Below are 13,578 nucleotides of genomic sequence, written 5' to 3' on the forward strand. Positions count from 1 at the left end.
GAGACTGGGCTATGGCAGGAACTATTGTTATTATTATTGAAAAAAATCCACAGTATAATTATAGGTTTAGTAGTTACCTGAAGCGAATTGGTTATCAAGTCATTACTTTTAACACTATTAATGACAGTTTAGAATTTTTAACTAGTGGTATCACCAACCAAAATATAATAGTTATTTTGGGAGAAACGGCTATAGAAAATTCCTTAGAGGAAGCTTTAAAAATATTATCTAACTCCTTGCCTGAATTGTATTTTTTAATATTATCATTAACTAAAGTTCCTGATGATATTAGCTTAAAATTAAAAATAGATGAAATTATTTTATATGATGATAATTTATTGAGATTAAAAATCTCTATAAATAGATTATTAATGTACAATAAATCTTTAATAAATAAGGAAAAAGCATTTTCTTTAGATAAATGTGTGTATTTTTCAGATTTTTATGAAGGAGAAGAAGTTGTAGATCCTATTTTACCACAGTTGAAAAAAGTTAGCGATCATAACTCTAATTTACTATTAGAAGGAGAATCTGGTACCGGTAAAAGATTTTGTGCTAATATAATTCATTGTGAAAGCTCTAGAGCAGATAAGAAATTTACTATATTATCAGCTAAATCATTTAATAATATAGAGATTATCCTTGAAGAAGCGAAAAAAAATTGGGAAAATAATGAATTTACCAATGTATTATCTGAAGCGCTAGAAAAAACTAAAGGTGGTAGCTTATATGTAAGTGATTTAGATGAATTAACTTTGTTACATTTACGTTATTTTATCTTTGTAATAGAGAGACTACATAAAATTTTTGATTTTAGACTTATAACTTCAAGTAAAAAGAAGTTAAAAAATAAGTTTAAAAATTCTCCTTATATATCTATTATTATTGCTTATTTAGCATCTGATTATATTTATTTTTTACCTTTAAGACAGAAAAGAAAAGAAATAATAGGTTTGAGTAACTTTATTTTAAATAAAATTACTCAGCAGACAGAATTTTTACATATAACTCATATCAATGATAATATATTGCAGTTACTGCAATATGAAGAATGGGAAAAAAATGTTAAACAACTATATCAAGCTATTTTACGTGCAGTGTTGATAACAAAAGATAGTATTTTAGGTATAGATGATTTTCCTGATTTATTCGTAGATCATAGTTATATTATGAATTATGTTAATCCAGAAAACAACACATCTAATATATCTATTTTTTATCCAAAAAGTCGAAAAATTAGAACTTTAGCAGAGATAGAACAATCTATTTTAGCAGCAGTATTGAAAGAAAAGAATAATAGTATTTCCGCTACTGCAAAAAGTTTGAATATAAGCCGTTCTACAATTTACCGTAAATTATCTTTTTATAATATGTTACCTTTAGGTAAAGGCTTTGCAAATTCCTAAATAATATGTTAAGAGTAATAGCCAATACTAAAATTTTAAGCTAAACTTGGAGTTTTGCTCATGGCGAAAATTAGCGAACATCTTGCTCTTACTTTTGATGATGTGCTCTTGGAGCCAGCTCATTCTGAAATATTACCCACACAGGTTGATATTACTACTTTTATTGGCAAAAATATTGAATTAAAATTACCTATCTTATCTGCTGCTATGGATACTGTGACTGAGTCGTCTTTAGCTATTGCTGTGGCTCAAATGGGTGGTATAGGCGTTATTCATCGTAATCTATCAATAAAACAACAAGCACATGAAGTGCGTAGAGTAAAAAGATTTGAATCCGGTATGGTTTTAAATCCGATAACTGCTACACCAGATATGACATTAGGTCAGGCACGACAATTAATGAAAAAACACGGTATTACTGGTATACCAGTGGTAGAACAGCCGCAACAAGGCTCAGAAATAGGTCGTTTAGTAGGAATTTTAACTAATCGTGATGTGCGGTTTATAGTGGATGAAACTTTGCCTATATCACAATTGATGACCTGTAAAAATTTAGTTACTGCTCGTTCAGATGTATCACCAGAAAAAGCTAAAGAACTATTGCAACAGCATCGAATTGAAAAATTATTAATAACTGATAATAACGGTAATTTTGCTGGATTAATAACTGTGAAAGATATTGAGCAAGCTCAATTAAATCCTTTAGCTACTAAAGATGCACAAGGCAGATTAAGAGTAGGGGCTGCTATTAATGTTGGATCTGACGGTATAGCAAGAGCTGAAGCGCTGATGCAGGAAGGTGTGGATTTATTGGTAGTAGATACCGCTCATGGACATTCACAAAGGGTCTTAGAAGCGGTTAAAACTATTAAACAAATGGCTAATGAGAATATATGTATAATGGCTGGTAATATAGCGACAGCTGAAGCAGCTCACGCTTTAATTGAAGCAGGGGCAGATGCGATTAAAGTAGGTATTGGTCCCGGATCTATTTGTACTACACGTATCGTTGCAGGTGTAGGAGTGCCGCAGTTAAGCGCTATAATGGATGTAGTTTCTGTTGCTAGATCTAAAAATATAGCTGTCATAGCTGATGGTGGTATTAAATCTTCTGGTGATTTTGCTAAAGCAATGGCTGCTGGCGCACAAGCTATTATGATTGGTTCTGTGTTAGCTGGTACTGATGAAAGTCCTGGTGAGGTATATATGTATCAGGGGCGCGCTTATAAGGCTTATAGAGGCATGGGCTCTGTTGGGGCTATGGCACGTGGTTCTGCAGATAGGTATTTTCAAGGTGAAGTACGAGATGAATTAAAATTAGTACCCGAAGGTGTAGAGGGGCAAGTTGCTTATAAAGGTCCTGTATCAGGAGTATTACATCAATTAGCTGGCGGGTTAAAGGCGTCTATGGGTTATACTGGGTCTAAGAATTTACTAGATTTTTATGATAGAGCTAAATTTATACGTATAACCAATGCTGGATTAAAAGAAAGCCATATACATGACATATCTATAACTAGAGAAAGTCCTAATTATTCAGTATAACAAAACTAGGTTAAATGATTAGTTTAACCTAGCTTATTAAGAAGAAAATATTGAGGAATATATAAGGAGATACTTACCATAAATCACTAATAAATGTAGTGCTACGGTAGTTATAATTTACATCAGGTTTTTTAAACTTATGTTTAGATTTGGATTTTTTTTTATGTTTTTTAAAGGTCATCTATTTTCTCCTTATTAGTTAGTTTTAAAAACAACGTTTACTTATGTTATAAGTTCCTTTAATAAATTAAAAGGTAGAATTATGAAATTAGCAGGACGAATTAGTGCAGCTGTAGATGTATTAAAACTTATTGAGCAGCAGAAATTACCTATATCGAAAGCATTATCTAATTGGGGTTTAGCTAATCGTTTTGCTGGAGTAAATGATAGAAGCGCAATTGGTAACATAGTCTATGATGCTTTCCGGTATAAAAGACTTATAACTTATTTTATGGGCGAGATAGAGACTCCTACAACTTTAGCATTTGGTGCTTATTTATTGGCATCTGATAAAACAGCTAAAGCTTTGATAGAAGAGATTAAAAATGATAAATTTTTACTCTATCAGTTAGATGATGATAATATTGATACGTGGGATAGAAGATTTGCAGAAAATGCTCCATTAGAGGAATTTGCTAATATTCCTGATTGGCTTATGGAGCCGTTTAAAAGAGTCTTTAATGATGAATGGGTAATAGAAGCTTTTGCATTATCACAGCGTCCTCCTTTAGATCTGCGAGTTAATACACTAAAGGCAGATAAAAAGAAGGTTATGGCGATGTTAAAAAATGCGACAGAATTAGAGTTCTGTGAAGAGTTAATTCGTTTTCCTTCGGTAATTGGTTCCAACAGACATCCTAATGTTACTAAGGAACAAGGTTATATAAAGGGTTGGTTCGAAATACAAGATTTAGGTTCTCAATTAGTTACAAAATTATTACCGCTTAGGAATAATATCCAGCTTTTAGATTATTGTGCTGGTGCAGGAGGTAAATCATTAGCTTTGTCTGCTTTGATGAAAAATCAAGGTCAAATTTATGCTTATGATGTAGATAAGAATCGTTTAGCACCCATTTATGAAAGAGTTAAGCGAGCTGGCAGTAGAAATATCCAAATTTTACAAAATAAAGATAATTTAGTAAAATTACAAAATAAAATGGATATTATTTTACTTGATGTTCCATGTAGTGGTTCTGGTGTGTGGCGCAGACATCCTGAGTTAAAATGGAAATTGTCTGAAAGATATTTGAATGAAATAAGAGAAAAACAACAGCAGATCCTGTGGGAAGCTCCTATTTATTTAAAAAAGGAACAATCATTTTTAGTATATATTACTTGTTCCATTTTAGAAGAAGAAAATAATTTACAAATACAAAATTTTTTAAAACATCATCCTAATTTTAAACCTTTAGATTTAAGAATATTATGGGATAAATTATTAGCACCAGAAAATATCTGTCCTTTATTTACGCCGGAAGGGGCATTATTTACCCCTAACCGTACATTAAGTGATGGTTTTTTTATTTCTATTTTATCGCAGGGCTAATATTTTATTGAAAATTTTGCTCCATACTACAATAAAAAATAAAATTATTGCCCAAGATGTTACAATGTCAGATAAGAAATGAGCTCCAAATAAGACACGGTTAAAAGAGACAAAGGCTATCCATAGAGAAAAAACAAACAATAATATAGTTCGTAATTGTGATTTGGGCATGCACCATGGTATTAAGATCATAGACATAGCTATTGCGCTTTCAGCAGAAGGAAAAGAATGGCTCTCAATAATAGCATAATTAGCTTTCTCCCAAGCGGCTTGGAAAGGGTAATCACCACCAAATAAAGTAATATCTCTTGGTCTTGATCTTGCAAAATATAATTTTAAGACTTTTATTAAGGATATAGTGATAATTAGATAAAAGCTTAAGATGAAATAAGCTAATTTATAATTTATCAAGTATGATTTGATTGTGTTAATAGGTATTTTTGTATTATAATGTAGGAAAATTACTATAACACAATAGCCTACAATTAATATTGGAGAAAAATAATTGATAAGCCTTAAAATGATTAATATTATATTATCTTTTAAATAAAAATTTTGTAAATCTTCATGAAAAAATTGTTGAGATAACCATATATCTAAATAAGGGTAAAAATGTGCAATAATGCTATAACCAAATAAAATGGTTAAAATAATAATTAATTGTGGTGAAAATTTGTCGTTTAATAATTTCATTAATTGTTCCTATAAAATAATTACGAATAATATAAAATTTTGTTACTTTTTTTACAAAAAAGCTTTAATATAAAAATAATATTTTAATTGCTAAAGGTTATATAGATATGCGAAAAGAAGAAAAGGCAACTCTACTTATTATTGATTTTGGTAGTCAGGTAACCCAGTTGATTGCACGTAGAGTTAGAGAACTACAGGTATATTGTGAAATTATACCTTATCAAAAAGCAGAAGAAGCTTTTAAGTGTATAAATCCTAAGGCAGTTATTTTGTCCGGTAGTCCTCATTCAACTTTAGATATTAATTCTCCTAGGATACCACAAATTATTTTAGATGCCAATATACCTATTTTAGGAATATGCTACGGTGAGCAAGTGTTATGCTATCAATTAGGTGGACAGATACGAAAAGGAGATCATCGTGAATTTGGGCGATCATTAATAAATATCTGTAAAACAAATCCTTTATTTGATGATGTGTGGTATGAAAATGAATCTTATCCTGTTTGGATGAGTCACGGCGACTATGTATCTAGTCTTCCGGTAGATTTTGAGGTTTTAGCAAAATCTGACGGTGCTCCTTTTGCTGTAATTGCACATAAATTCAAACCTTGGTATGGAGTTCAATTCCATCCTGAGGTCGTTCATACTCCTGATGGTGGAGCGTTAATTAAAAATTTTCTTTATAAAATAGCAAATTTTTCTCCGCAGTGGACAATGACAGCTTATCGACAACATGTAATACAAAAAATTAAACAGGATGTTGGTAATGAAAAGGTGATTTGTGGCTTATCTGGAGGAGTAGATTCTTCTGTTACTGCAGCTTTAATACATGAGGCAATAGGAGAAAATTTAACTTGTATTTTAGTAGATCACGGTCTTATGCGTAAAAATGAAGCGCAAGAAGTGGTTGAAATGTTTGATAAATTTTCTTCTCTAAAAGTTATCATGATTGATGCAAAAGATAAATTTTTAGCAGCTTTAGCAGGAGTAACTGATCCTGAAAAAAAACGAAAAATAATAGGTAAAATATTTATTGAAGTATTTGAGGAAGAAGCTAAAAAAATAGGTGACGTTAAATTTTTAGCTCAAGGTACTTTATATCCAGATGTAATTGAGAGTGTTTCTAATTTAGGTGGAAATAATTTAACTATTAAAAGTCACCATAATGTAGGCGGTCTACCTGAACGTATGAATATGAAGTTAGTGGAACCCTTGCGCGAATTATTTAAAGATGAGGTTAGGTTGTTAGGAAAAGAATTAGGACTTCCTGAATGGTTTATTGAGCGACATCCGTTTCCTGGTCCTGGTTTAGCTATACGTTGCCCTGGAGAAATAACTGAAGAAAAGTTACATATATTAAGAGAAGCTGATGCTGTTTATATAGATGAAATTAAAAAGAGGGGTCTGTATAATAAAATATGGCAAGCTTTTGCAGTGTTATTACCTGTACAGACAGTTGGTGTTATGGGGGACGGGCGTACCTACGAATATGTATGTGCTTTGCGAGCTGTGACTTCTATTGATGGTATGACAGCAGATTTTTATAATTTCGATATGAATATTTTAGCAGAAATATCTACCAGGATTATCAACGAAGTGCGTGGTATTAATCGTATTGTATATGACATTACTTCTAAACCACCTAGTACTATTGAATGGGAATAATATATTATTTTCAAAATCTATGAAGGTCTAAAATAAGTTGAATTAATTTTGTTTGTTCAATTATTAATAATCGCTCCATCTATAGTTAACCATGATCGGTAACGTTGATGGGGCTTTTTTAGTTTTTGTGTATTATAATTTTTAAGAGTTAAGATATCTAATCGTAACTATATGTTATTATTGTTAAATCAATTAGTATTATTAAATAGGGGTAATATATTTATATTATTATTTTGTTTTTTCTAAATCATTAAAAAAGTCTGAGACAAGTTGAGCTAATTCTGGTTGTTCAATTATTAAGACTGCTTCGTCTGCAGTGAACCATTGTCGACAACGTTGATATCGTTCTTGCCAGTCTTGGTAGATTTCTGTAACTTCTAAGCCAAAGACATCTAATCGTATTTTTTTAGATTTTTGTTTGCTGCGGGATAATTTTTCATAATAATAATGTCCGACTGGTATTTGTGTTATGTTTCCTGTCGCTCCAGCTTCTTCTATTGTCTCTTGTAAGGCTGACTCTGAGAGATTTTTATTTTTTTGAGGCCAGCCTTTAGGTATTATCCACCTTTTACTAGTTTTACTTGTAACTAATAAAATTTCATATTTATTGTTGATGTATTTATAAGCAATAGCCCCTACTTGTAGAAAATATTCATTTTCTACTGAAATATATTTTGAGCTAATTATATTTTTATATAGTTTATCCATATAGCTATCCTTAGTAGGTCAATGGGATTAATCGTTATAAAAATATTGAATAATATATTATTCTTTGTAGGTTTTTTCGATTGGTTCTTGATAGCTGAATCCTAGATCCCATGGAAAATAAATCCAAGTATCTTGGCTAACTTCGGTTATAAAAGTATCTACTGTATTTTTTCCTGCTGGTTTTGCGTAAACTGTAGCAAAATGTGCTAGTGGTAATATTTCTTTGATTAACTTTAAGGTGTTACCTGTGTCTGATAAATCATCAATAACTAGGACATTCTCTCCTTTAGTTTTTTTGATGTCATCATTTACATCTTTTAATATTTCTAGATCTCCTTGTATCGTCTCATCATGATAAGAGGCAATACTAATATTTTCAATAACTCTTATGCCTAATTCGCGGCAAACTATAGCCGCAGGTACTAATCCACCTCTAGCAATTGAGACAACGGCGGCCCAATTTTTTTTCAAGCTGGAGATTCTCCATGCTAAGGCGCGAGAATCTCGGTGAAACTGATCCCAAGACACATGATAACTTTTATCAATCATTTTATTATCCATTTATTAAAATTTAATATTATTTATTAATACGACTTATTTCAATTGAATTTTACTTTAATAATTTTAAAATGTTAATAATAACGTAATTTGGAGAAGATTTAAACAGATAATATAGAAAAAAATAGGTTAAATCTTTGCGTTTAAGATTGCAATATGCTAGAGTTAAAAATAATTTATATTTGCTGATATAATAAAAATTGCTGTTTATTAAAGGTCTTTATAATGGTTAATATTTTAACTTCATATTTGCCGGTTATTATTTTTATGATCTTATCATTCATTATTATATTAGCGTTAATGATAGTACCTTATTTAGTAGCTTATCGTAAACCTGATCAGGAAAAAAATTCTCCATATGAATGTGGATTTCCGCCGTTTAATAACGCAAGGATCAAATTTAATATACGATTTTATTTAATAGCTATTTTATTCATAATCTTTGACCTTGAAATTGCCTTTTTATTTCCTTGGGCTGTTTCTTTTTCCAATATAGGTTGGCTTGGTTTTTGGTCAATGTTAGTTTTTTTTGTTATCTTGCTAGTTGGCTTTATTTATGAGTGGAAAAAAGGAGCATTGGAGTGGGATTAAAAAATAACTCATCAAATGATAATTATACGGATTTATCATCTTCTTGCAGTGGTGGTTTATTGCATCCGCGTACAGGTTGTCCTGTAAGTGTTGATGATGATTTTTTTAAAGCTATTAATGCAGAAATATCTGATAAAGGATTTATAGTAACCTCGGCCGAGGCTTTAATTACTTGGGCAAGAAGTGGTTCACTTATGTGGATGAGTTTTGGCTTGGCTTGCTGCGCGGTAGAGATGATTCATTGTTCTATGCCTCATTATGATAATGAGCGCTTTGGTTATGCTCCTAGAGCCTCACCTAGGCAGTCTGATGTTATGGTGGTTGCTGGTACATTAACTAATAAAATGGCGCCTGCTTTACGGAAAGTATATGATCAAATGCCAGAACCACGTTATGTTATCTCCATGGGTTCTTGTGCTAATGGAGGAGGATATTACCATTATTCTTACTCTGTAGTAAGGGGCTGTGATCGTATTGTTCCAGTTGATATATATGTTCCAGGTTGTCCTCCTTCAGCTGAGGCTCTTTTATATGGAGTTTTGCTTCTACAAAGAAAAATACGTAGAACAGGATCAATAGAACGGTAATAATATGTTACATGAAGACAATATATTAAAATTAAAAGAAATTATTAACATATTACAAACTCAATTTTCTAATAATATATGTTGTGATTATAGTTTGGTTTTTGGTGAGCTTACAGTCACTGTTAATAAAGATCACATCTTAAAGGTTTTATCTTTTTTACGTGATAATAAAAATTTAAAATTTGTATCTTTATTAGATATATGTGGAGTAGATTATCCTGACCGTAAAGAAAGGTTTGATCTTTGTTATCATCTTTTGTCTCCCTATAAAAATACTCGCATTAGAATAAAGTTAACCACTGATGAGACTGTTCCGGTAGCTTCAGCTTGTGCTATTTATCCAGGTGCAGAATGGTATGAACGCGAGGCATATGATATGTATGGAATTTTATTCTCTGGTCATCCTGATTTACGTCGTATTTTAAGTGATTATGGTTTTCAAGGTCATCCGCTTAGAAAAGATTTCCCTGTAACGGGTTTTGTTGAATGTCGCTATGATTATGAAGAGGGTAAGATTGTTTATGAGCCTGTAGTTCTGCGTCAGGAAATGCGTCAGTTTGATAATATGTCTCCTTGGGAATCTATGGATTTGCCGTTACGAGAAACTGATGAAGCTTCTTCAGCTAAGATTGAGGTAAAATAATGAGCCTATATAAATTATTTTAGCTAGTGTAAACACCGTATTAAGTATTTATCCTTTTTTCGCTATAGAGGTAACCCATTTTATTAGTGATGATATGATATTAGTTAGAGATAATAAAATGTTGGAGTGTGTTCGTGACTAGGGTGAATGTGAGGAATTTTAATATAAATTTTGTTCTACATCTACGTGAAGAGTCAACATATTTTATTGATAGTGATATGATATTAGTTGAAAGTGGTAAAATACTGGGGTATGTTCGTGACTAGGGTTAATGTGAGGAATTTTAATATAAATTTTGTTCCACATTCGCATGAAGAGTCAACATATTTTATTGATAGTGATATGATATTAGTTGAAAGTAATAAAATACTGGGGTATGTTCGTGACTAAGTTTAATGTAAGGAATTTTAATATAAATTTTGTTCCAGATTCTCGCGAAAAGACAACATATTTTGCTAGTGGTGATATGATATTAGTTGAAAATAATAAAATATTGGAGTGTGTCCGTGGCTGAGGTTAATGTAAGAAATTTTAATATAAATTTTGGTCCACAGCATCCTGCTGCGCATGGTGTGTTGCGTATGGTATTAGAATTAGATGGTGAATTAGTTGAGAAAGTAGATCCGCATATTGGTTTATTGCACCGTGGTACTGAAAAGTTGATGGAGACAAAAACTTATTTTCAGTCTGCTCCTTATCTTGATCGTTTAGATTATGTAGCTCCAATGAATCAAGAGCATGCTTTTGTATTGGCAATTGAAAAATTACTAAATTTGGAAGTACCTAAAAGAGCTCAAGTTATAAGGGTTTTATTTTCTGAGATAGGTCGTATTTTAAATCATTTATTAAATATTACCACTCAGGCTTTAGATGTTGGAGCATTAACTCCTCCGTTATGGGGTTTTGAGCAGCGTGAAAAATTAATGGTTTTTTATGAAATGGCTTCTGGCGCAAGGTTGCATGCTAATTATTTTCGTCCGGGAGGCGTACATCAGGATTTACCAGAAAAATTAATTGAAGATATAGCAAAATTTGTTGATCCTTTTTTAAAGCGAGTAAAAGACTTAGATAGTTTGTTAACTAATAACCGTATCTTTAAACAAAGAAATGTCGATATAGGTTCTGTTAGTTTAGATGAAGCTTGGGGTCGTGGCTTTTCTGGTGTTATGATAAGAAGTGCTGGAGCGGCGTGGGATTTACGTAAATCACAGCCGTATGAATGTTATGCTGAGTTGGATTTTGATATTCCAGTAGGAAAGAATGGCGATTGTTATGATCGTTATTTAATTCGTATGGAAGAAATGCGACAATCAGCAAGTTTAATTTTGCAATGTGTTGAATTGTTGTTAGGACGAGAAAGATATGGCAAACATATTAGTGATGATCGTAAAATTGTACCACCTAAGCGTCAAGATATGAAAAATTCTATGGATGCGTTAATTCAGCATTTTAAATTATTCAGTGAAGGTTTTCATGTTCCGGCGGGTGAAGTTTATGTTGCTGTAGAAGCGCCTAAAGGTGAGTTTGGTGTATTCTTGGTCTCAGATGGTAGTAATCGACCTTATCGGGTTAAATTAAGAGCTCCTAGTTATGCGCATTTACAGGCTATGGATCATTTGTGTAGAGGTCATATGTTACCAGATGTTTCTGCTATCTTAGGTTCAATAGATGTTGTTTTTGGGGAGATAGATAGATAATGACAGTTCGTCGTCTTGCTGATGAAAATATTCAACCAGATCATTTTTCTTTTACTAAAGATAATGAAAATTGGGCAAAATTATTAATAAAACGCTATCCTATGGGCAGACAACAATCAGCTGTTATTCCTTTATTAATGAGAGCTCAGGAGCAGGAGGGGTGGGTTACCAGAGCCGCGATAGAATATGTTGCTAATTTATTATCTATGGCTTACATAAGAGTTCTAGAAATAGCGACTTTTTATACTCAATTTCATTTGCATCCAGTAGGTAAATTAGCTCATATACAAGTATGTGGTACAACACCATGTATGTTACGTGGAGCTGAAGAGCTTATAAAAATCTGCAAACGTCGGATAAATAATAATCCACTTGAAACAACTTCAGATGGCAAGCTTTCATGGGAAGAGGTGGAATGTCAAGGCGCTTGTGTAAATGCTCCTATGGTAATGATATTCAAAGATACTTATGAAGATTTGACACCGGAGACTTTTGAAAAAATTATTGATATGTTTGAAGCTGGAGAAGGAGATAAAATAACTCCAGGTTCACAAATATCTCGTAGAAGTTCAGAACCTATTAGCGGTTTGACATCGCTTGTTGGTGACCCTTCTAATCTTGCAGTAGTTAAATCCAATAAGGATAAAAAGTAATGTTGTTGGATAAAGATCGTATTTTTACAAATTTATATGGTTTTCATGATCTTTCTTTAAAAGGCGCAATGTCACGTGGGCGTTGGGATAATACTAAAGCAATCTTAGAAAAAGGTCGTGATTGGATTATTGAAGAGGTTAAAAAATCTGGTTTGCGGGGTAGAGGTGGTGCTGGATTTTCTACCGGTTTAAAATGGTCATTCATGCCTAAAGTTAACGATGGGCGTCCGCATTATTTAGTGGTTAATGCAGATGAATCAGAGCCCGGTACTTGTAAAGATCGCGAAATATTACGGCACGAGCCTCATAGTCTTATAGAGGGTTGTGTTATCGCTAGTTTTGCTATGGGTGCTCATAAAGTTTTTATTTATGTTAGAGGCGAATATATCCGTGAACGAGAAGCTTTACAACGTGCTGTAGACGAATGTTATGATGCAAAATTATTAGGTAAAGATACTATTCATGGTCATCCTTGTGATATAATTGTCCATCATGGCGCTGGTGCTTACATATGTGGTGAAGAAACGGCTTTGTTAGAAAGTTTAGAAGGTAAAAAAGGTCAACCGCGCATGAAGCCTCCATTTCCTGCTAATGTTGGTTTATATGGTTGTCCTACTACGGTTAATAATGTAGAATCAATAGCAGTAACACCTACAATTTTACGTAGGGGGGCGGATTGGTTTGCTTCTATTGGTCGCCCTAATAACGTTGGTACAAAATTATTTATGATATCTGGTCATGTGAATACACCTTGTACTGTTGAGGAATCTTTAGGAATAACTTTTAAGGAGTTAATTGAAAAACATGCGGGTGGTATTCGTGGTGGTTGGGATAATTTATTAGCCGTAATACCTGGTGGTGCTTCGTGTCCTCTAATAAAGGGTGAAAATATTTACGATGCGATAATGGATTTTGACGGTATGCGAGAGAAAAATTCTTCTTTTGGAACAGGAGGAGTTATAGTTATGGATAAAACAACTGATATTATTAAAGCTATATGGAGAATATCAGCCTTTTTTAAACATGAAAGTTGTGGTCAATGTACACCTTGTCGCGAAGGCACCGGTTGGATGATGCGTCTTTTAGCTAAAATGGTTAAAGGCGAAGCAAAGGTAAAAGATATTGATTTATTGTTTGATCTTAGTAAGCAAATAGAAGGTCATACAATTTGTGCCTTAGGAGATGCGGCAGCTTGGCCTGTGCAAGCTTTAATAAGGAATTTTCGCCCTGAAATTGAGGCAAGAATTGAACAATATACCTATAATGCAATATAAGTTATGGCTA

At 32.5% G+C, this 13,578-nt stretch carries 13 protein-coding genes; 10 read left to right on the forward strand and 3 right to left on the reverse strand.

Going from position 1 to position 13,578, the window contains the following annotated elements; all coding sequences use genetic code 11:
• Window positions 1-11 precede the first annotated feature (11 nt).
• From AB6T46_RS03525 to AB6T46_RS03535, 3 genes are all read left to right on the forward strand, one after another.
• A complete protein-coding gene (locus AB6T46_RS03525; RefSeq protein WP_370932021.1) occupies window positions 12-1,406 on the forward strand; it encodes a helix-turn-helix domain-containing protein in 1,395 nt (464 codons plus the stop codon).
• A gap of 60 nt (window positions 1,407-1,466) precedes the next feature.
• The gene (guaB, locus tag AB6T46_RS03530) at window positions 1,467-2,951 is read left to right on the forward strand and encodes an IMP dehydrogenase (RefSeq protein ID WP_370932022.1); all 1,485 of its coding nucleotides are present in this window, start codon (window positions 1,467-1,469) and stop codon (window positions 2,949-2,951) included.
• 262 nt (window positions 2,952-3,213) lie between these two features.
• Window positions 3,214-4,497, forward strand: coding sequence for an RsmB/NOP family class I SAM-dependent RNA methyltransferase (locus AB6T46_RS03535; protein ID WP_370932023.1), 1,284 nt, complete (start codon window positions 3,214-3,216; stop codon window positions 4,495-4,497).
• On the opposite strand, the gene AB6T46_RS03540 is transcribed toward AB6T46_RS03535, so the two are convergent.
• Complete coding sequence (locus tag AB6T46_RS03540; protein ID WP_370932024.1) at window positions 4,483-5,190, reverse strand: phosphatase PAP2 family protein; 708 nt, start codon at window positions 5,188-5,190, stop codon at window positions 4,483-4,485. The two genes, AB6T46_RS03535 and AB6T46_RS03540, sit on opposite strands and share 15 nt — an antisense overlap.
• Window positions 5,191-5,297: 107 nt before the next feature.
• On the opposite strand from AB6T46_RS03540, the gene guaA reads away from it, so the two are divergent.
• Window positions 5,298-6,857 (forward strand): glutamine-hydrolyzing GMP synthase, encoded by a 1,560-nt coding sequence (gene guaA, locus AB6T46_RS03545; RefSeq protein WP_370932025.1) that lies wholly within the window; start codon window positions 5,298-5,300, stop codon window positions 6,855-6,857.
• A 228-nt stretch (window positions 6,858-7,085) separates the two neighbouring features.
• Here guaA and AB6T46_RS03550 read toward each other — a convergent pair whose 3' ends face one another.
• Window positions 7,086-7,565 (reverse strand): NUDIX hydrolase, encoded by a 480-nt coding sequence (locus tag AB6T46_RS03550; RefSeq protein ID WP_370932026.1) that lies wholly within the window; start codon window positions 7,563-7,565, stop codon window positions 7,086-7,088.
• A 57-nt stretch (window positions 7,566-7,622) separates the two neighbouring features.
• A complete protein-coding gene (gene gpt / locus AB6T46_RS03555) occupies window positions 7,623-8,114 on the reverse strand; it encodes a xanthine phosphoribosyltransferase (protein ID WP_370932027.1) in 492 nt (163 codons plus the stop codon).
• A gap of 234 nt (window positions 8,115-8,348) precedes the next feature.
• Between gpt and AB6T46_RS03560 the strand changes: the two genes are divergently transcribed.
• The 6 genes from AB6T46_RS03560 (at window position 8,349) to nuoF (ending at window position 13,568) form a co-directional block, all read left to right on the forward strand.
• Entirely contained in the window at window positions 8,349-8,714 is a 366-nt protein-coding gene (locus AB6T46_RS03560) for an NADH-quinone oxidoreductase subunit A (protein ID WP_370932028.1), read from the forward strand.
• A 59-nt stretch (window positions 8,715-8,773) separates the two neighbouring features.
• Window positions 8,774-9,301: an NADH-quinone oxidoreductase subunit B family protein gene (locus tag AB6T46_RS03565; protein ID WP_370932044.1), complete on the forward strand. Its 528-nt coding sequence runs from the start codon at window positions 8,774-8,776 to the stop codon at window positions 9,299-9,301.
• 4 nt (window positions 9,302-9,305) lie between these two features.
• Window positions 9,306-9,944, forward strand: a complete 639-nt coding sequence (locus tag AB6T46_RS03570; protein WP_370930792.1) for an NADH-quinone oxidoreductase subunit C — start codon at window positions 9,306-9,308, stop codon at window positions 9,942-9,944.
• Window positions 9,945-10,450: 506 nt separating this feature from the next.
• Entirely contained in the window at window positions 10,451-11,641 is a 1,191-nt protein-coding gene (locus tag AB6T46_RS03575; RefSeq protein ID WP_370930793.1) for an NADH-quinone oxidoreductase subunit D, read from the forward strand.
• Window positions 11,641-12,294: an NADH-quinone oxidoreductase subunit NuoE gene (gene nuoE / locus AB6T46_RS03580; protein ID WP_370930794.1), complete on the forward strand. Its 654-nt coding sequence runs from the start codon at window positions 11,641-11,643 to the stop codon at window positions 12,292-12,294. The genes AB6T46_RS03575 and nuoE overlap by 1 nt, the downstream gene beginning before the upstream one ends.
• Window positions 12,294-13,568, forward strand: coding sequence for an NADH-quinone oxidoreductase subunit NuoF (gene nuoF, locus AB6T46_RS03585; protein WP_370930795.1), 1,275 nt, complete (start codon window positions 12,294-12,296; stop codon window positions 13,566-13,568). Before nuoE ends, nuoF begins: the two co-directional genes overlap by 1 nt.
• Window positions 13,569-13,578: the final 10 nt, after the last annotated feature.

This window comes from Bartonella sp. DGB1 (genome assembly GCF_041345015.1).
Taxonomy (GTDB): domain Bacteria; phylum Pseudomonadota; class Alphaproteobacteria; order Rhizobiales; family Rhizobiaceae; genus DGB1.

Bases quoted from the DNA above. Each gene is read 5' to 3' on its own strand.
- guaB (WP_370932022.1), top strand. From the start codon at position 1,467: ATGGCGAAAATTAGCGAACATCTTGCTCTTACTTTTGATGATGTGCTC.
- AB6T46_RS03570 (WP_370930792.1), top strand. From the start codon at position 9,306: ATGTTACATGAAGACAATATATTAAAATTAAAAGAAATTATTAACATA.
- nuoE (WP_370930794.1), top strand. From the start codon at position 11,641: ATGACAGTTCGTCGTCTTGCTGATGAAAATATTCAACCAGATCATTTT.
- nuoF (WP_370930795.1), top strand. From the start codon at position 12,294: ATGTTGTTGGATAAAGATCGTATTTTTACAAATTTATATGGTTTTCAT.
- AB6T46_RS03560 (WP_370932028.1), top strand. From the start codon at position 8,349: ATGGTTAATATTTTAACTTCATATTTGCCGGTTATTATTTTTATGATC.
- AB6T46_RS03540 (WP_370932024.1), bottom strand. From the start codon at position 5,190: ATGAAATTATTAAACGACAAATTTTCACCACAATTAATTATTATTTTA.
- gpt (WP_370932027.1), bottom strand. From the start codon at position 8,114: ATGATTGATAAAAGTTATCATGTGTCTTGGGATCAGTTTCACCGAGAT.
- AB6T46_RS03535 (WP_370932023.1), top strand. From the start codon at position 3,214: ATGAAATTAGCAGGACGAATTAGTGCAGCTGTAGATGTATTAAAACTT.
- AB6T46_RS03525 (WP_370932021.1), top strand. From the start codon at position 12: ATGGCAGGAACTATTGTTATTATTATTGAAAAAAATCCACAGTATAAT.
- guaA (WP_370932025.1), top strand. From the start codon at position 5,298: ATGCGAAAAGAAGAAAAGGCAACTCTACTTATTATTGATTTTGGTAGT.
- AB6T46_RS03550 (WP_370932026.1), bottom strand. From the start codon at position 7,565: ATGGATAAACTATATAAAAATATAATTAGCTCAAAATATATTTCAGTA.